This window comes from Shewanella sp. SM101 (assembly GCF_025654465.1).
Classification (GTDB): domain Bacteria; phylum Pseudomonadota; class Gammaproteobacteria; order Enterobacterales; family Shewanellaceae; genus Shewanella; species Shewanella oncorhynchi.
In genome coordinates, this window is the sequence record NZ_JAKKRH010000043.1 from 1 (window position 1) to 19,014 (window position 19,014).

Below are 19,014 nucleotides of genomic sequence, written 5' to 3' on the forward strand. Positions count from 1 at the left end.
CACGTTTAATCGAACGGTTAAAAACACTCTTGCCTGCTTGATTAACTCCACATACTTGGAAGATATTTTTTGCGAGATCAATTCCTATTAGTGTAACTTTCATTTTGGACACCTTTTGTTGTTATTGAACGTGCAAATTCAATATGGCGTAAATGACGCCTACTTCACAAGAGGTGTCCATCCCATCATCCTTGGATGCTCGACCGCCCCGTCCATGGGGCGGACGGTCGTCTCGCCAATCACCATGGCGCACCTTTTAGCATTTGCGTAGTCTATAGATTTGAAAGATTAGAGATTACATTTAACGGTGTTTTACTTTGATTTTTTAGTGTTGTCTGTGCAGCGCTAAAAGCAAAAATCTGTGGGTGTTCGGTCTTTTCGATGTATATAGCATTTATTATCAACAACTTATTTTTTGACAGCTTGAGACAATAGGTTTGGAAAACGCGCATGCGCGTTTTTCCTGATGGTATATCTAAACAAAAGCTGATAAGTTCCTTTTATTACAGTTAGTTAACCATGCGCGTTTTTACTGGTCTAATGAGGTAAACGCGCATGCGCACTATACAAAGTTAGGCTCTAGGTTCACGATATTTGAGTCTCATACAGAAACACTGAGTGCAGTAAAGGAGCACTTTAAATATGGTGGAGGACTTTACTGGAACCCAAAAATTTAGACCAGTGTAATCCTAGAAGTGACGGAAGCCTAACCAAGCTATGTAATTGACGTCAAAAAGTTACGTTCGCTTCACTTACTCCACTTTTTGCCGCAATTGATAGCGGCGTTATAAGCCAAATTGAACATGATAGATATATTGTTGTTTATTGTAGGAATCATAATCTACCTAGCCACGATTACATTTTTGGTTAAATTGCATAAATCTATGAATTTGCGCTTTGGATGGCCTAAACCACGCGGCATCGGCAACATTCTTATTTGCTACTTTATTTCTGCATTGTTCATCGTCACTGTTATCCCTATTGGAATATTTTTCCCGTTATGGCTAAACTCTGTCTTTCAAGCTATCCCTAACACTGAAAATACCAGAGTTTTTCTTTTGCTATCAGGTTGTATTGTTTTAGGTTATGTCATGTGGGCAAATTACAGGCATGAAAAATTGTTGTATTAATGTGGGATGCTTCTTACTAGAAATAGGAAGGCGAGTGACTGGGGAAGCAATGAAAATTAATATTAATTATTTTGTCGTCAGTTAGCTTTTAGTTAAGTAAATCATCTATCCAGTTACCGACAAATCCACCAATGAAAACGCCTGCAATTGCAGGCGTTTTTGTTTATATCTATTCGTTTTGCTTTTACGCGCTAGAACCTTAAAAAGCGGATTATTTCTTAATCCATTTGCCTTTGGCATCTTGCACATAGTTGCCTTTATCTGTGGCGGCTATGGCTTTTTCGCCTGCGAGTTTAGCAACGTCGGCTGGGGAGAGTTTGTTCTTCTTGGCGATGGTTTCGTAGTGGGCGCGACGTTTGTTATTTACGTCGTCCATCACCGAATTTAATAAGACAATTTAATAAGACACCCATTGTTAAATTTTGTTACCCAGTGTACGCCGGGGTCGATGAGATTAAGCACAGTCATGGAAGTGACCGTCCGTGACAGGGATGTCACGGTCGAGCACTGTAGGATCCCCTCATAATTCATAACCCCAACAACCATGAGTTAATGAGAGTTCAGCTAGTTTCTTCGCAGCACAAAGCAAATCATCTGCTGATATGGGGTAATCATGCCGTCGCCGCAGCAGTTCTTTGCCTATTCTGATTGTTGATAGCACATTCCTTTTCTTTACCGTGTTGGCTTGGAAGTGCCGCTGTAATTGCTGTGTTTCCCCGTATAATCCTACCCACCAAAATGCCAGTTGCACCAATAATGCTATCAATAGCAGTATATCCATCCTCGCCGCGTAACGTGTTCTGCTATGACGTAAACCAAAGCCATAAGCGGGACTTTTTAAATCTCTAAAGGTTTCTTCTATTTGCATCCGCTTTTGGTAAATATTAACCAGTTTTTGAGGCGACATGGCTTCCATGGTCAAGTTAGTCACCAGTGCCCAAGGTTCTTTGGCGGTCAGTTCATACGTCCATTGCGCCGTATGGTGACAGTCTGTTGTCGTACTTCGCTGACCTTTACTTGGGGCCCTGAACAATACCATCTCACATAACAAAGGTTTCTTTACCGATAACGCCACCCGCCCAACATGTTTTGCGCGACGACGGGCTTGGGGATAAAGCGCTTTTAGTGAAAATTGGCGACCGAAAGGATGCGGCCGATAGACACTCAATCCTCTAACGCGACCCAGCCAATACCAACCGAGCTGCTCGACTTTGCGAAACCATGGATTACGAAAGCCCGCGTCAGTAACTATCAGCGGGGTGATGTTGTCAGGTAATACTTTTCTGAGTTCATTAAGAAACTGATTATGGGCGGTTTGAGTGCCTTGCAGCACTAACGGAAATGTTCGTTCGTAGAGCGTGATAGAGCGACCTTTGATAGCGATAGAGGCGCGTAGCGCAATAAGCTCACGACCTTCAAGCATATCTGACCAATCCACCAATATTGTCGGCATCGTATGTGCTGTTAGCAACCACTTTGCATGCCACTGATAAACAGCCATTCTTTCATGGTGAAGATGCGGGTTGCCCAACAATCTATCCATGCGTTTTATTGAGTGCTTAGTATGAGTGCTGGTGCCATCAATGTGCCGCCCTAAATGCGTTAGGGTGAGGCAATCCGCGTTGATAAGTGCTCGGCAAGCAACCATGAGGGTATTGAGTCGCTTTTGATGGATTTCTGGACAATGTTGATAGAGAGATTGATGTAAGATAGTTAACACTTGCACCTTGAAGCCCTGTGATTGATGTTTGTTCGCACTTCCATCAGATCACACTTCAAGGTGCAAGTTCACTCCAATCTAATGATTTATATGTAAATCATCAGGGGATTCTTCAGGGTCGAGCATACACGGATGTACTTGCTGCGAGTCACTGGAATGACAGTGCTTAACCAAACTCCATCAAACAATCTAAAATCTAGATCCTCGTTCAAAGGTATTGGCCAGCAAATCATTCCTTTTATCGACCACCAATGAAAACGCCTGCTATTGCAGGCGTTTTGTTTATTTCTATTCGTTTTGCTTTTACGCGCTAGAGCCTTAGAAAGTGGACTACTTTTTAATCCATTTGCCTTTGGCATCTTGTACATAGTTGCCTTTATCTGTGGCGGCTATGGCTTTTTCGCCTGCGAGTTTAGCAACGTCGGCTGGGGAGAGTTTGTTCTTCTTGGCGATGGTTTCGTAGTGGGCGCGACGTTTGTTATTTACGTCGTCCATCACGGCTTTGGCTTCGGGATTGGCTTGCACTAATCCTAAGTAGCCGTTGGCTTGTTCGCCTAAATAGCCCTGTGATTTAGCTTCTTGAAGTGACATGGCAAAGGCGCTTAGGCTTAAGAAGCTGAGGGTTAATAGCAATAATAACTTTGTTTTTAGTCGGATTGATTTCATGGTGATTCCTCAATTCTTATTTAATTAGAACAGCTTATCGTCTGACAGGAGTTGATCTAATTCCTTATCTACTTTGATCCGTATCTCATGTTCAATTTTCACATTGAGATTGATAACGATAGGTTTATCCGGCGGTTCTATTTTGACTGTGGGCGTACAGCCCTGCAATGAGGCTAGGGCTACCAATGCGATAAGTGCGCTTCGGGTACCTATGCTAATTTGCTGTAATTGAATTATCTTCACTGAGGTTTCCTTGTTACTTCACTGATTTTTCGATTCTGTCCTGCAAGTCATTACCAATTTGAAGACTTCTAAATAATTGCAGCATGTTCTCTTCGTGGGAGTAATTCAAGTGGATAGGACGTTCAACCCCTTGGCTGCGGCCTTTCACTTCGACGAGTAGCTTAGCATCACCGGTTTGGTCCATGTCAAAGCTGCTCGATAATTGACTGTATTGTAAGTGTTCTAGCGTCGAAAAGACAAAATCTAGGTATGGCTGGGATTGGCGCATTTGTTCAACGGCGGGGTTGCCTGAGATAGCGATAAGTCCGCCGGGTGCGCGCGCGGCTAATTGCCCGCCAGTGATCGACACTTTGCCGTTGATTAAATCGACGGGCAACACGCCATCGAATATGCCGTCGGCATAGATGCCAATTTGCGGTTGAATGCGCAGGACCTCTTCTAGACTCATGGCCTGCAGTAACAGATAGGCATGGGATTTATCCTGTAATTTAAGATTAAATTCTGGCAGCAGAAACTGGCCGCTGAGCACTTTGCCTTTGGCGGTCATGGAAACATCGGTGTCACTTAAGCCTGTGAGTTGTTGTATCCAATTGTCGGGCAATTTCTCGGCATCTTTGCCAAGGGCGATATCGGCTTCCACTTCGATATCGGTCAGTGGGAAGCCAGGATCAAACAGGTTAAAGGTCATCAGTGTCTGCGGACAATTGAGCTTACTGAGACTGCTAAAATAGCCTTTATCCTGCTGTTTTTTATGAGATTGGCCCCAAGTAAACTCACATTGCGCCTGCAGTTTCCCCCCCTCAAAGGTGGTGTCCTTATAAAAACCTTCAAGTTCGGTCATCGACTGGGTAATTTGCATGGCAAATTGGGTCTGATCGCGCTGTTGGGTTAAATTAAACTGTGCCTGTAATTGGTTATTACCTGTGACATTAAGCTCAGATGGTAAGGGTTGGGTTTGATTGAGTAAGGCTAGCGCCTCGGTCATGCTAGTGTTGACTACCCATTGGCCCGTTAACACTAAGGGATTGTTCGCGGTGGCAAGATTCAACTTGTGTTGGCTTTGCAGCTCAACGGTGCCCACTTGCCAATGCTCATCACCAAAGAGCGTGTTATTTTTCCAATCTAAGCTTTGTGCCAGCGTTAACTTGTCCAGCTTAAGTACGGTTTCTTTGCGGCTGCGGCCTTTGCTGCTGAGCTGTTTTTCGATATTAAGCTGACTTGCTTGCCATGCGAGTTGATTACGCCAAGTGGTAGCGCGTAGTGAGTCGAACAGCGCTTCGATATCGGGTTTAAGCTCAAATGACATGGCTTTTTGTAATGCAATCGAGAAACTGCCCGCATTCATATCGGTTTTCGTTATGATGCTAGTGCTAGCATTTTTATCCGCATTAGCCTCAGCGACTACATCATCTGTCACTAAAGTCTGTTTGGTCTGCGAAAAATACAGTTGCTCCAGTGCTAAGGCTAAAGGCGGTATGGCAAGGGTTAACCTGTTTGCGGTATCAGATGTGGGCACTGAGCTTTGCGCTGGACTGACTTTCTGAATGCTAGCGTTTTGAATACCAGAACTCTGAGTATGAGTGCTTTGCAGCGAGCTTATGTTCAGCGGCGCAAGGGCATTTATCGCGATACTACCAAGGCTAAACTCTGCATGTTTAGCCGCATTTTTATTTTGCATGCTAATACGCTTAAGCTCACCCACGGCGAATTGTAGCGTGTTGCCAGTATTTTTTTTTGCTGATTGAGTCAGTTCAGTCGATTCGGTAGCGGCAGTGATAAATTGCCAATCGGTTGAACTTGGCGTCTGAACTAAGTTAAATGTGCCTGCTGTCGTTAACTGACTATTATTCCAGCTAAAATCCTGCGGCGGATTTGCCCACAATTCAGATAATTGCATTGAGCTTGTTTGCCTCGTACTAAGGCGCCAATCTGTTTTGAAGGACAGTGCTTCGGTTGATTTTGTGATTTCAACATTGGCCAAATCGACTTGGGTATCTAGCTTGCTGCCTAAGGTTTTAAGCTTCACTCGAGGAAGTTTAATCGCAAGGGGATTAGCTAAGTGCACATCTTGCGGAATTTGAGTCAGCGGATAGTGCAGGGCTTCAGGCAATGTCAGTGCGATCCCTACTGGTGCATCTGTACTTTTGAGCCCCGATAGCAGCTTAGCGATTTGACTCGCTAGCGGATCAGGCACTTGCTCAGCTATCGGTTGAGATACTGGTTCAGATACTGACTGAGATGAAGGTTTAGCTAGTGATGCATCGAGCAGCTGCATCAATCGCTGTTGCTGCGCGGCATTTGGCGTCAAGGCTAAGGTAAAGGGCTCAAGGCTTAGGTCAAGTTCGGCTAAATGCCCAGCAATATTAAATGCTAACTTAGGTTTTGATACCAACTCGGGTTTTGGCGCAAGTTCTAGCGCCGCCAACTGATTAAAGGTCAGCTTAGGATCAATTAACTGGTGCTGGCTGATAAGCTCGCCCGAAGTTAATGTAATACGGCTGTCGGACACTAATTGACCTTGTAGATCAATCGCTAACGCTTGCCACTCTTTATCAAGCTTAGTTAACGGGCTCAGCACACTGTCTTGCGTTTGCCTCAGGCTGATTTGATGCAAGCTCGCAAGCAGCGGCGCGAGTGCAATTTGACTTGCCAGTTGCCACTGTTGGGCTGCGAGTGTGGCTTTGAGTTTGGCGATGCTTTCACCTTCGTGGCTAAACTCGCTGTTGATTTCCCCCGCGCCGTTAAGGCTCAACTTGTCCATCACCAAACGATAGGCGGGTAAATCGTTTTGGGTGTCGAGATGGTGGGCGTTGAGAATAAGGCTGGTTTTACCGATATCGATGAGGGGTAATGATTTGATATCTAAGGCCAAGGCGGGGCCTTGTTCATCGATGGCATTTCGATTGGGTAAAAATAGCGATTGCCCTAACTCGACTTCAATATCACCTATGGAGATTTGGGTGATTTTTTGAGTGAGGTAAGCAATTTGGCTGAACTGTTTCAGCTCGGCAAAGCTCTGCGGCCAGTCAAGTTTTAGCTGGATATTCAGGTTATTCAGCCTGATATGGCTGTCATGCACCCTAAGATTGGCAGAAGTAATGCGCCAATGTTCTAACTGACTTTTCCCTAATTCAATGTCAATCAGTTCGCTGTCCATGCCTACGAGGGCAAAGTTTGCCGCCTGCATGATCAGTTTTTCAGCCTGGGTATTCACAATCCACACAGTTAACGCCACGCCCGCCAAGATGCCCGTTAAGCTGGTCGCCAATAAGGTCTTTTTTAGGGGGAATTTACGGCGGCTTTGTGTTGCTACAGTGGCATCTGTTCCAGAACCTGCAGCACCACTGCGAGGGCCAGCGGATGTCTCCGTTGCCTCGTGTTGAGGTGCCTTGCTATCAGAAGCACTGCTACGGCTTGGCTTGTTGTGGACTGGCATTGGGTTCGACTTCTTTCCTTATTCACTGAGCCCTGATCAAACTCGTGCCTTAGCGGTACACAAATACACTCACGCGTGCTTTGCATTGGCATTTTTGCTGAGGTACTTTTTTAGCAACTGACTTTAGTAACTGACATTAATAACCGTCTTTAGTCACTGACTCTAGGAGCCGTCTTCTTAGCCGCTGTCGCAGCGTACACGAGCATCAGAGGCAGTTTAACACTCAAGGGCTTAGCTGACTAATGTGAAAGGATCATCGAATAGACAAGAGCCTGCTGTCAATAGTTGAAGCTTTACAGGCTCTTGTACCTAATCTGTTATTCGAGCTAGCTAAACATCTGCGCGGCGATAACCACTATTCCGCAAAGTGTGGCGAGCATTAAGGCAAACTTGCCGCCCGCGACCCGATATCCCGTCGGCATATTGGCCGCATCTCGCGTCTGGCGCTGTTTCCACACCATGGCCACAGGTAAAAAGATGGCGAGGATCACCAGTGCAATCGCCGCATAACCCAGGGCTGTGATAAAACCTTGGGGGTAGAAGAGGGCGAAACCTAAGGGTGGTAAAAAGGTGATGGCAGCGGTTAGGCTACGACCAGAAAAATCATCCTCTCGTCTTAAGGTCGAGGCCATAAAATCGAACAAGCCTAAACTCACCCCTAAAAACGAAGTCGCAAGAGCGAGATCGGCAAACAAACTGATCGCGCTGCTTAAGTATTCGCTGTGCAGTACGCTCGCCAGTTGATTGATAAAGCTCGATAAGCTCTGATTTTCGAGCAATTGGCTTTGGCTCAATACGCCTTGGCTACCTACTTGCCACAAAAGATAAATGACCAGTGGTAAAGCTGAGCCGAGTAGCATGATCCTGCGCAGGGCTTTGACCTCAACCCCTAAGTAGCGCACCACTGATGGAATCGACCCGTGGAAACCAAAGGAGGTAAAAATCACCGGAATAGCCGTGATAATCAAACCTTGGTTAAGTGGGAGTTCGAGTAAATGTGGGCTTTCTACCTGCGGCAGTAACAAGGCCAACATAAGCAGTAATGCCAATAGCTTAAGCGCAAACAAACCGCGGTTGATAAGGTCCACACAGTGAGTTCCCATGCCCACAATCACCCCAATCAGCAAGGTAAACAGGATGGCGCCCGCCTGTGGTGGCAAACTTAGCCCTAGCCAAGTGCTCAGCTTTTGGTTCACTTGCTCACCGCCACCGGCAATGTAGGCGGCGCAAAGGGCGTACAGTAAAAACATCAAGGCGCTATTGGCGATCAACTGGCCCTTACGACCTAATAAGCGTTGCGCCAAGTGATTAAGGCTGGCATCGCTGGGGGCGAATTGATGGATTTCCACCATAAGCAGTGCCGTGTAGGCCATTAGCGCCCACAGGATCAACATGATGGCGGAGGACGTGCCAAAACCAAGTCCCGCCGATGCGATAGGCAAAGCCAGCATACCCGCGCCAATTGTGGTGCCTGCGATAAGCAGCAAACTGCCGAAAATTTTATTCTGTGTCATAACATAATCTCAAAAGCGTGTTGCAAGAAAAAGAGATAAAGACTTGATCCTAAAGCAACTGTCTTAAAGGATTTTGATGCGATTCAAGCACAAAATGATTTAAGCAAATGAGACAGTGGCGCTCAGCGGATCCGAAAGGATATGGCCACAATGGAAGGCCAGGCGAGGTGCCTATTTTATACCCAAACAACCTGAAGATGCAGGATTCAGCGGGAGTTTAACGCACTTTAGGCAAGGCGGTTATTTGCAGACCTAGCGGGCTAAGTTAAAAATAACCAACACCGCATAAAGTGCGTTAAAACCCGCCGGGACGGAGCGCCTAGGGCACTTCACTTCCGTGTTGCATCAATTCAAAAGGTGGTCGACATTCTGTCATTGATGCGCCTTGAATTGAATCCCCCTAGGCGCTCTGAAACTCGTATCTTCAGGTAGTTTGGGTATATCCATTGCGGCTACAGATAGGGAGTACAAAATGCTGTGAAACACATAAAACTTGCCTTAGCGTGTGTTGAGTAAAAACGGATAAGTGTTTTGATGCTTTGCCTTAATAACCTAACGGCAACGGAGGTTACCATAGGGAACTGAAATGTACTTGTCAACCATTACAACAGTATTTTGATTATTTTTTGTCACAGGATTAAGGCGCAAGATATTCATTGATCACATTGCGGCAATGGCACTTGAGGGAATCGCGCAATAAAAAATGCCGCAGACTTGGCTCAAGTGTGCGGCATTTCTAGATGTCAGTGACTAGTGTGAAATCAGAATCAGTAAGCAGATTATGCTTTGTTCTGCAGCGCCTTTTCATGTCTTGCCAGCAAGTTTGCTGTGATGTCACTGAGGCTTAAGTTTTGATCTTCAAGCAATACCAGCAAGTGATAGATAAGATCTGAGGCTTCGTTAACCAGCTCTTCTTTATCGTGGGTCGCAGCGGCAAGGGCGGTTTCAAGACCTTCTTCCCCGACCTTTTGGGCGATACGTTTCGTGCCGCGCGCAAACAAAGACGCTGTATAGCTGGAATCGGCACTTTGCCCTTTGCGCGAGGTGATTAAGCTGGCGAGGTTGTTCAAAAATGGATGCGCATTGTCATCTAACCAGCAACTTTCGGTGCCTTTGTGGCAGGTTGGGCCGTTGGGGATCACTTGCACTAACAGGCTATCGTTATCGCAGTCTTTATCGATAGCGACCAACCTTAGCGTATTCCCCGAGGTTTCACCTTTAGTCCACAAGCGCTGTTTTGAGCGGCTGAAAAAGGTGACATCACCTGTGCTCAAGGTTTTTTCCAGCGCGGCCTTATCCATATAACCGAGCATTAATACCTTGCCCGATAAATGATTTTGGATAACGGCAGGAATGAGCCCATCCTGTTTGTTCCAATCCAGCTCATTAACTTGAACAGGGCTAAAATCCGACTTAGTGTTTGTTTGCGTTGACATAGTATTCACTCTTAATCTGTTTGTAGAACCTAGAACCTAGAACCTAGAACCTAGAACCTAGAACCTAGAACCTAGAACCTAGAACCGCTCTAGCGTCTAATCGCGATACCTTCGGCCGCTAAATAGGCTTTTAATTCACCTATGTTGATAATTGCCTTGTGGAATACGCTCGCTGCCAGCGCCGCATCGACCTTAGCTTCAATAAATACATCGCGAAAATGCGCCATAGTCCCAGCACCGCCCGAGGCAATTAAAGGCACGTCGCAGATGGCGCGAACAAGACTTAACTGTTTGATATCATAGCCGCCGCGCACGCCGTCTTGGTTCATCACATTGAGCACGATTTCACCACAACCTCGTTTCTGTACTTCTTCAACCCAGTCTTGGGTGAACCACTGAGTATCCTTAGTTGCCGTTTCATCGCCGGTAAATTGCTTTACCTTATAGCTGTTGCTGGTGGCATCGAAAAAGGAGTCGATACCAATCACGATACACTGGCGGCCGAACTCGTCCTGCAGGCGCGAGATCAGACTCGGATCGGTTAAGGCGGGGGAATTAATCGAAATCTTATCCGCACCAAAGGCTAATAATTCTCGGGCTTGGCTAATGGTTTTAATGCCACCGGCCACGCAGAAGGGAATATCAATCTGTTCCGCCACGCGGCTCACCCACGATTTATCGACCACACGTTCGTGGGCGCTGGCGGTAATGTCATAAAATACTAGCTCATCGGCGCCTTCTTCGGCATAACGCGCGGCTAACGGGACGATATCGCCGACAATTTCGTGGTTACGGAACTGCACGCCTTTCACTACTTTACCGTCTTTTACATCTAAACAGGGGACTAGTCGTTTGGCCAGCATTGGATTGCCTCCGCCACATTAAACTGATTGATAAGCAAGGCTTTACCGATAATGATGCCCGCAGCGCCGCTGTCTCGCACGGCGCTCACATCCTCAAGGGTCGCAATACCGCCAGAGGCTTGCCAAGCGATGTCGGGGAAGCTTGCAGCAATTTCTTGATAAAGCGCGGTATTGGCGCCCGTTAAGGTGCCATCACGGCTAATATCAGTCACCAGCGCGTGCTTTAAGCCGACCGTGCTAAAGGTTTCTACGAGGGATTCCAAACTCTTACCGCCGCCACTTTGCCAACCGGATACGGCGACCATTTTCTCACCGCTCTGGTTGATATTGACATCGAGTGCGAGGCAAATCGCTTCGCTGCCGTATTTGATAAACCATTGCTTAACTAATTTAGGTTCTTTCACCGCCAGTGAGCCAATCACCACACGTTTTACGCCGATAGCTAATAATTCAGTGACTTGCTCTTCAGTACGAATGCCGCCGCCCACTTGAATATTGGCGTTAAGTCCCGCCACGAGTTCACTGATAAGGCGAGTTTGGCGTTTCGCGGGATCTTTCGCGCCCGTTAAATCAACGAGATGCAACCACTTAGCGCCTTGTGCTTCATAGGATTGCAGCTGTGCCAAAGGACTTAAATCAAAGGTGGTCTGCTGGCTGTAATCGCCTTGATAAAGGCGGACGACATTGCCATCAATTAAATCAATCGCAGGAATAATCATATGCTTAAATCCTCGATTGATTTATTTGTAAGTTGTTTATTAATAACTGGTTTTTTAATGAGTAATTTATTCATTGGTCAGTCTTTCCTGCGCCAACTTGTCCATCAGCGCTTCATCCATCTGTAAAAAATTACGCAGAATTTGCGCACCCACGGCGGCACTTTTTTCGGGGTGGAACTGCACGCCCATAAAGTTGCCTTTGCCGATGGCGGCGCTAAAGTCTTCACCATAGGAACATTGGGCTAAGGTAAATTCACTCAACGGCGCGCGGTAACTGTGGACGAAATACACATAACTGCCATCTTCAATGCCCGTAAACAGCGGGTGAACGTTAGGGATTTTGGCTCCTTGTGAGTTTGTCGTAAGCTTAAGTTGGTTCCAGCCCATGTGTGGCAAAGGTAAGCCTTCAGCTTTGAGTAACTGCGTATCCAGTTCACAAATGTCGATTGGGATTATGCCTAAGCACTCGCAATCTTGACCTTTTCCGCCGCGCTCCTTAGAAATCGCCGCCAACATTTGCATGCCAAGGCATACTCCCAGTACAGGTTGAGTCAGGCCTTGAATGAGTTCGACCAAGCCTTTTTCATGCAAGGACGCCATGGCGGCTCCCGCTGTGCCCACTCCCGGTAGCACCACACGTTTTGCCGCTTTGATTTTGGTTTTATCGTCTGTGACCAACACCTTAGCGCCTAAACGCTCGAAGGCGAAACGTACTGAGTTTAAATTGGCGCAGCCCGTGTCTATGATGACGGTTTCAGCATCTGATGATTCATTTGCTGTTAATTGCGGGCTAGTTGTTAATTGCTGGCCAGCTATTAATAGAGTGTCTTGTTGCATCCTAACCTCTTAAACGATTTATGCTGATGCCTTAAAGCACGCCTTTGCTCGATGGCAGAATATCGCCTTCGACTTTAACCGCTTGGCGTAGCGCGCGCCCGAGCACTTTAAACAGGGCTTCAACCTTATGGTGATCGTTATCACCTTCGGTCGACACATGCAGCGTACAGCGCAGGCCATCGGCAAAGGAGCGGAAAAAGTGTGGTACCATTTCAGTGGCCATTTCACCGACGTGCTCGCGTTCAAAATCGGCCGAGAATTTGATAAAAGGACGACCAGAGATATCCAGCAGACATTCGCCCTTGGCTTCGTCCATCGGCAGACTAAAGCCGAAACGGGCAATGCCGCGTTTGTCACCGAGCGCTTGGCGCAGGGCATCACCTATGGCTAGCGCAGTGTCTTCGACGCTGTGGTGATCGTCGATTTCTAAATCGCCATCGACTTTCACATCCATTCTAAAATTACCGTGGGTGGCAATTTGATCGAGCATATGATCGAAAAAGCCAATGCCAGTGTCGATTTTGCCTTTGACTGAACTGTCGAGGTCCACAGTCACACGAATATCGGTTTCTTTGGTGGTGCGCACAACCGTCGCGGTGCGGCCTTTATTGAGCAGTGCATCGGCGATGGCGTTCCAGCCCAAAGTGTCGCGTTGATATTTCAGGCTTTTAATGCCCATGGCATTGCCCAGCTCCACATCCGTTTCGCGATCGCCAATCACCGCCGATTGGGTGAAATCGATACAGCCTTGGGTGAGATAGTCTTTTACTAGCCCAAGCTTAGGTTTACGGCAGCTGCAATTTTCATCGTTAAAGTGCGGGCAAATCACCACATCTTCAAAGTTCACCCCTTGGCTTTTGAGGATTTGCATCATCATATTGTGGGGCGCGTCGAAATCTTCCTGCGGGAAAGACGGTGTGCCAAGGCCATCTTGATTGCTGACCATGACTAAATGAAATCCCGCCTTTTGCAGACGTAGCAAAGCGGGGATCACCTGTGGCTCAAACACTAATTTAGCCAGGCTATCAACCTGTTTGTCGGTGACGGGTTCTTCAATCAAGGTGCCATCGCGGTCGATAAACAGAATTTTTTGTGCAACGTTCGGGATAAATTGTGGGTTCATGGCTCTACCTTCAAATTCAATTCGTTTAGCTAATGCTTAAGCTGATTTTACCTTCAGCGCGGCATTCGCTTTTTATTGGTTTTATTAGTTTTTATGTTCAGTTACTTATTATTCGTTTCTGGTGATTGCTCAGTGCGTTGCGATTCAAATAAATTCACTAACACATCGGTATCCGCCTTTGAACTAAAGCTAAAGCGGATAGCCTTGGCAAGCCTTGGATCTTTGTAGGCGCGGGCGACAACGCCGCTGCCTTGTAGTAACGCTGCGACCTTGGCGACATCATCAAATTCAGCCAGCACATAATTGCCGTTAGGCTTAAGCACGCGGGCGCGCGAATCTGAACTATTCGATTTTGAACAATAAGCGCTGATCGCCGCTGTGAGTCTGGCGCCTTGCTCATTTAATTGTGCAACTTGCACTTTCATCCGCGCAACGCCTACGCTTGATAGCGCCTGCGTGGCGACCTCACTCACTGGCAGCGGCACAGGATAGGGCGCAATCACGCGCATAATGATTTCGACTACGGCCTCGTTTGCTAGCATAAAACCACAACGTGCGCCGGCGAGTGCAAAAGCTTTTGACAGGGTGCGCAGTACCACCAGATTCGGATAGCTTTCCAGCAAATCCGCCACGCTGTATTCAGGGCAAAACTCAATATAGGCCTCGTCGATTACCACAAGCGTGTTGGGCAGGGCTTTGATTGCTTGCTCGATAATAGCTTTGTCGATCACAGTCCCGGTCGGATTATTGGGATTGCAGATAAACACCAGTTTTGCGCCGCGAACGTCCTCGGCATAGCTTGTCGGCAAGCCATATTCCGCGCTGAGACTTAACGCTTTAACGCCTACGTTAAAGGTGTTTGCGCTGATGGCATACATGCCGTAGGTCGGGCCAAAGCAGGCAATGCTGTCGACGCCTGGTATACAAAAGGCGCGAATTAACAGTTCAATCGCTTCATCGGCGCCGCGGCTGGCGACTATCTTGCTGGTGCTCACGCCGCTATATTCGCTGTAGGCACTGATAAGCTGAGGCGGTTGGCATTCTGGGTAACGATTCAATTTCGATAAATCGAGCGCTGCGGTATCGACATTATTAAAGGGCGATTCGTTGGCATTGATCCAAATATCACCACGACCGCCCAGTCTGCGGGCACTCTGGTAGGGCGTTAAATCCAGTAACTCAGGGCGCGCTAAACGCTCGGCTAAATTTAGTGGCGCCGATTGCGTTAACGTTGATGCTGCTAACGTTGATGCTGTGGGGTCTGCTGTCTTTTCCATGCTGCTCACTTGGCTCATTTTATTCACTCAGCTCTATTTTCAATTACTTAAGGTTAAGCGGATCATTTCTCTAGGCTAGCGAGACGAATGGCAACGGCATTTTTGTGTGCATCGAGCAATTCGTTACTGGCTAACGTCATGACCGCTTGCCCCAATCCGATTAAGCCCTTAGCACTGAGTTCCTGCACGGTAAAGTGGCGGCTAAAGTCGGCTAATGACAGGCTCGACACGGCGCGGCTGTAACCGTAAGTCGGCAGCACGTGGTTGGTGCCACTGGCATAATCGCCAACTGATTCAGGTGTATAAGCGCCTAAAAATACCGAGCCCGCCGCGCGAATGTTTTTCAGTACCTCACGGGGAAAGCGCGTTTGAATGATCAAGTGCTCTGGCCCATATTGATTGGAAACCTGCGCGGCTTGCAGCATATCGTCCACAACAAAAGTGCGACTGCTCAGTAGCGCCGTTGCCGCGATATCACAACGCGGCAGGACGGCAAGTTGTCTCGTCAGTGCGTCATTCACGCCGTCCGCGATAGCTTGCGAATCCGTCACTAAAATCACTTGTGAATCAGGGCCGTGCTCCGCTTGTGAAAGCAAATCGGCGGCGATAAATTCGCAATTGGCGTCGCTATCGGCAATCACTAACACTTCAGAAGGACCAGCTGGCATATCGATACACACAGTGCAGCGACCATCCTGTGACACTAAACGTTTAGCTTCCGTCACATAGCGATTACCAGGACCAAAAATCTTATCGACCGCCGGAATCGTTTCTGTGCCAAAGGCCAGTGCCGCAATGGCTTGTGCGCCGCCCACTTGATAGATTTCAGTGATCCCGCAGGCATTGGCTGCATAGATAATGGCATCGTTGATGGGCGGTGGGCTGACCAATACTCTTTGTTCGCAGCCGGCGATCTTGGCGGGGAGGGCAAGCATCATCACGGTAGAAATTAATGGTGCGCTGCCACCGGGGATATATAAACCCACTTTTTCAATCGGTTCGCTACGTAGCTCGCAGCGTACTCCCGCCTCGGTCTCCATATCAATCGGGCGAAATTGCTGGGCGCTGTGAAACACATCTATATTCGCCATGGCTTTGGCTATCGCCGCTTTCAGCTCTGGTGATACTCGTGCGCTTGCTGCAGTAATCTCGGCTTCACCCATGCGCAGCTCACCACTTCCTTGTCCATTTAAATCTTTGGTCGCGCTATTGAAGCCATCAAACTTTTGATTAAATTCGGCAATGGCGGCATCACCCCGCGTCGCCACCGCATCGATAATGGCGCGAACGCTTTGCTCTAAGCCGCTGTCACCAATTAAAGGCGAGCGTTTCAGCGCCGTTTTTTGCTCGGCGGTTGATAAGGTGGACCAAGTTAGGATTTCCATAGATCACCCCATCATTTTTTCGATTGGCATCACCAGAATCGAGCTGGCACCGAGTGCGGTCAACTGTTCCATGGTATCCCAGAACAAATCTTCGGTACTGACGGCGTGGATAGCAACGCGGTTAGTATCATCATTTAATGGTAATACGGTTGGGTTTTCAGCGCCGGGCAGCAGGGCGACGATCTGATCTAAGGTTTCGGTTGGCGCGTGTAGCAGTATGTACTTGCTCTCACGGGCGCGGATAACGCCGTTGACGCGGGACAGAATTTTGTCGATGAGTGCTTGTTTAGTCGGCGATTGGGTTTGGGTCGATTGAATGATGCAGGCCATTGAGCGGTAAATCACTTCGGTTTCGTATAAGCCGTTGGCCTCTAAGGTAGCGCCTGTCGACACGAGATCACAAATCCCATCGGCAAGGCCAGCGCGTGGGGCGACTTCAACCGAACCTTTTAACATACAGTCGCGATAAGTTATGCCTTTTTGTTGCATAAAACGGCGCAGCAGGTTCGGGTAAGAAGTGGCAATGCGTAATCCTTCTAACGAGGAGGCATCGGCGTAACTGAATTCTGTCGGTACGGCTAACGAGAGGCGACATGATCCGAAATCTAACTGACGCAGTTTGAGACAATCTGCGGGTTTGTTCAGGGTTTGACGCTCGATTTGTTCTTCTTCGAGTACGTTTTCACCGATGATCCCCATATCAACCACGCCGTCCATCACCAATCCTGGGATATCGTCATCACGAACGCGCAGTAAATCGATAGGCATATTGTCGGCATGAGCGATAAGGCGTTGTTCATTAATGGAAAATTTAACACCACAGCTTTTTAGCAGTTGCTGAGAGTCAGTAGAAAGACGGCCAGATTTTTGGATGGCGATGCGTAAACGGTTCGATTCGGTCATAGTGTTATCTCGCTCAAAAGTATCAAAATTAAAAGATTCAAAAAGTGTTGTTCAATCGGTTTAATACGCCTTGCCATTCAACGGGTCCTAGCTAAGGAATCTAGCTAAGTGCTCTAGCTAACGTATTGATAATTTATTAAATATCTAAAGTTGCTTATGTAAATTAAAACCAAAATTAACGCCTAAAAGCAAAAACCCCCAGAATTCCTTCCAGGGGTTTTTGATCATCTTGAATCAGTCCGCCAGAAGGATATAGTCCTCCGGCAGTGAGCGTCCGAAGGCTACCGCATATGGTGGTGATGGTGGTGGATAGCGTTCAGTAATGTGCTCATTTTACTCTCTCGGTATTTAACGTTATTGGCCCAACTGTTCGAAATAAAGTGCAGTCGAAATACAGTGAAGCCTTGAATGCGTTGTTACGGACGTCTATCCGTATAAGTGGATTTAAACTAACCGCTTTTAAGAGCCTTTGCAACAGCCAATTTGAATTAAATAAGAATATTTATGCGTTTTTGTGAAAAGCAGAGGGTTATCGTTAAATAAAGCCATTGAGCATATTTGTTGGGCGAATGTTGAAAGTGGACAAAAATGTGTTGAGAAGCCGTGCGTGGATAACTGTAACTTGAGTTGTGCATTGTACTGTAAGTTACGAGGCGTTTGCTGATATCCAATCACACAGGCTTGCCTATCCTTATTTGTTAGGCGAATTTAGACCGTTTGCTCAAATAGTACATTTGCTAAGCCATCTGTCGGTGACCATATTCCAGATTTTGATTTTACGTATTGTTTGCAGAGAGTAACTATTTTTTGTTGATCACCAAACCTCAAATACTGCCTATCGATTTCAGTAAGCATTTCAAACGCATTATCACAATATCCGTAAGAAGATAAAAACAAACCACCGTTAACCTCTTCGTTCACAATAACTTTCAAGAAGTCTCGGGCAGCTTGACCGCCTACTTTTTGTTGAGAGCGCCAATGTTTCAGCTCAACCAAATACGTGTGATCATTGCCTGATATTCTGCACTTAAGTACCACATCCTTTCCACCATCCTTACTTCCAGGTGTCAATTCAGCGCTAAACCCAAGCTCCTCGAAAACAACTTGTACAACTCTTTCTAACTCTCGCCACTCAATATCCATTAAGTATCTTGGGTTTTGTGCTATCGCCTTAGCTAAACTATCACTTAAGCTACTACGTAATATATTTACGAGGTCAAAATCATAGTCCTCAGTTCTTTCAGCTCTTTGTACCCAAGCCTTTAAGGAATCTAGATCTATCAGTTCAAGCTTTACTGGTAAGTTAGAATTCGCAATTTCTAATGCTGAGCGCATAAATCGAGAGTTTGTGACTAACATTACTCGGTCAAAATTATGGACGAAACTAGCACCAATTAATCTTTGAACAACATTCGCACTTACCGGAGAACGGTAATGCTTGTACTCGATTGCAAGCTTTTCTTTAATGGCTCCATCATGCCTGTTTGCTAAAAAGCCTACACCACTATCACTATTGCTAGGAGTCTGAGTGACTTCATAACCATCATCACGTAGCAGAGAAAATAGAATCTTACTTACAGTTGTTTCTGCGTCACTAGGTGATAACTCACCATGTTCTAGTTGAAAAATCTCTTTTTCATATTTCTGATTCATTATTTCCCCCGGTACCTCCATACTCGCCTACATTTTATTCGTGTGCATGCGCGTTTACCTCGTTGGACCAGTACTATTTTAAGCCACCTATGATCCGAAACATAACCTA

General features: G+C 46.8%; 14 protein-coding genes and 2 pseudogenes. All 16 read right to left on the minus strand.

Translation table 11 applies throughout. From position 1 onward, the window contains the following. A pseudogene (locus L5M38_RS19080) lies at positions 1-103 on the minus strand (IS110 family transposase); the annotation flags it as partial. A 1,238-nt stretch (positions 104-1,341) separates the two neighbouring features. Beyond that, positions 1,342-1,512: pseudogene (locus L5M38_RS19085) on the minus strand (DUF1318 domain-containing protein); the annotation flags it as partial. Positions 1,513-1,650: 138 nt separating this feature from the next. Continuing rightward, complete coding sequence (locus L5M38_RS19090; RefSeq protein ID WP_263168985.1) at positions 1,651-2,856, minus strand: IS4 family transposase; 1,206 nt, start codon at positions 2,854-2,856, stop codon at positions 1,651-1,653. 324 nt (positions 2,857-3,180) lie between these two features. Then, positions 3,181-3,516, minus strand: a complete 336-nt coding sequence (locus tag L5M38_RS19095) for a YdbL family protein (RefSeq protein ID WP_106650697.1) — start codon at positions 3,514-3,516, stop codon at positions 3,181-3,183. A 24-nt stretch (positions 3,517-3,540) separates the two neighbouring features. Next, entirely contained in the window at positions 3,541-3,759 is a 219-nt protein-coding gene (locus L5M38_RS19100; RefSeq protein ID WP_028759774.1) for a YnbE family lipoprotein, read from the minus strand. Between the two features lie 13 nt (positions 3,760-3,772). Further along, positions 3,773-7,195 carry a YdbH domain-containing protein gene (locus tag L5M38_RS19105; protein ID WP_263180033.1) on the minus strand — a complete coding sequence of 1,141 codons (3,423 nt, stop codon included), beginning with the start codon at positions 7,193-7,195 and terminating at the stop codon, positions 3,773-3,775. Positions 7,196-7,521: 326 nt separating this feature from the next. After that, entirely contained in the window at positions 7,522-8,709 is a 1,188-nt protein-coding gene (locus tag L5M38_RS19110) for an aromatic amino acid transport family protein (protein WP_012587507.1), read from the minus strand. Positions 8,710-9,488: 779 nt separating this feature from the next. Next, complete coding sequence (gene hisIE / locus L5M38_RS19115) at positions 9,489-10,145, minus strand: bifunctional phosphoribosyl-AMP cyclohydrolase/phosphoribosyl-ATP diphosphatase HisIE (protein ID WP_263168989.1); 657 nt, start codon at positions 10,143-10,145, stop codon at positions 9,489-9,491. Positions 10,146-10,234: 89 nt separating this feature from the next. Then, the gene (hisF, locus tag L5M38_RS19120; RefSeq protein ID WP_226058464.1) at positions 10,235-11,008 is read right to left on the minus strand and encodes an imidazole glycerol phosphate synthase subunit HisF; all 774 of its coding nucleotides are present in this window, start codon (positions 11,006-11,008) and stop codon (positions 10,235-10,237) included. Next, complete coding sequence (gene hisA, locus L5M38_RS19125) at positions 10,990-11,727, minus strand: 1-(5-phosphoribosyl)-5-[(5-phosphoribosylamino)methylideneamino]imidazole-4-carboxamide isomerase (RefSeq protein WP_263168992.1); 738 nt, start codon at positions 11,725-11,727, stop codon at positions 10,990-10,992. Before hisA ends, hisF begins: the two co-directional genes overlap by 19 nt. A gap of 66 nt (positions 11,728-11,793) precedes the next feature. Beyond that, positions 11,794-12,564 (minus strand): imidazole glycerol phosphate synthase subunit HisH, encoded by a 771-nt coding sequence (hisH, locus tag L5M38_RS19130; RefSeq protein ID WP_263168995.1) that lies wholly within the window; start codon positions 12,562-12,564, stop codon positions 11,794-11,796. Between the two features lie 31 nt (positions 12,565-12,595). Next, entirely contained in the window at positions 12,596-13,687 is a 1,092-nt protein-coding gene (gene hisB, locus L5M38_RS19135) for a bifunctional histidinol-phosphatase/imidazoleglycerol-phosphate dehydratase HisB (RefSeq protein WP_263180034.1), read from the minus strand. 101 nt (positions 13,688-13,788) lie between these two features. After that, positions 13,789-14,982: a histidinol-phosphate transaminase gene (gene hisC, locus L5M38_RS19140; protein WP_263180035.1), complete on the minus strand. Its 1,194-nt coding sequence runs from the start codon at positions 14,980-14,982 to the stop codon at positions 13,789-13,791. 44 nt (positions 14,983-15,026) lie between these two features. After that, positions 15,027-16,349, minus strand: coding sequence for a histidinol dehydrogenase (gene hisD, locus L5M38_RS19145; RefSeq protein WP_263169002.1), 1,323 nt, complete (start codon positions 16,347-16,349; stop codon positions 15,027-15,029). Positions 16,350-16,352: 3 nt separating this feature from the next. Beyond that, positions 16,353-17,252 carry an ATP phosphoribosyltransferase gene (gene hisG, locus L5M38_RS19150; protein WP_041408375.1) on the minus strand — a complete coding sequence of 300 codons (900 nt, stop codon included), beginning with the start codon at positions 17,250-17,252 and terminating at the stop codon, positions 16,353-16,355. A gap of 708 nt (positions 17,253-17,960) precedes the next feature. Continuing rightward, positions 17,961-18,905, minus strand: a complete 945-nt coding sequence (locus tag L5M38_RS19155; protein WP_263180037.1) for a restriction endonuclease — start codon at positions 18,903-18,905, stop codon at positions 17,961-17,963. Between the last annotated feature and the right edge of the window lie 109 nt (positions 18,906-19,014).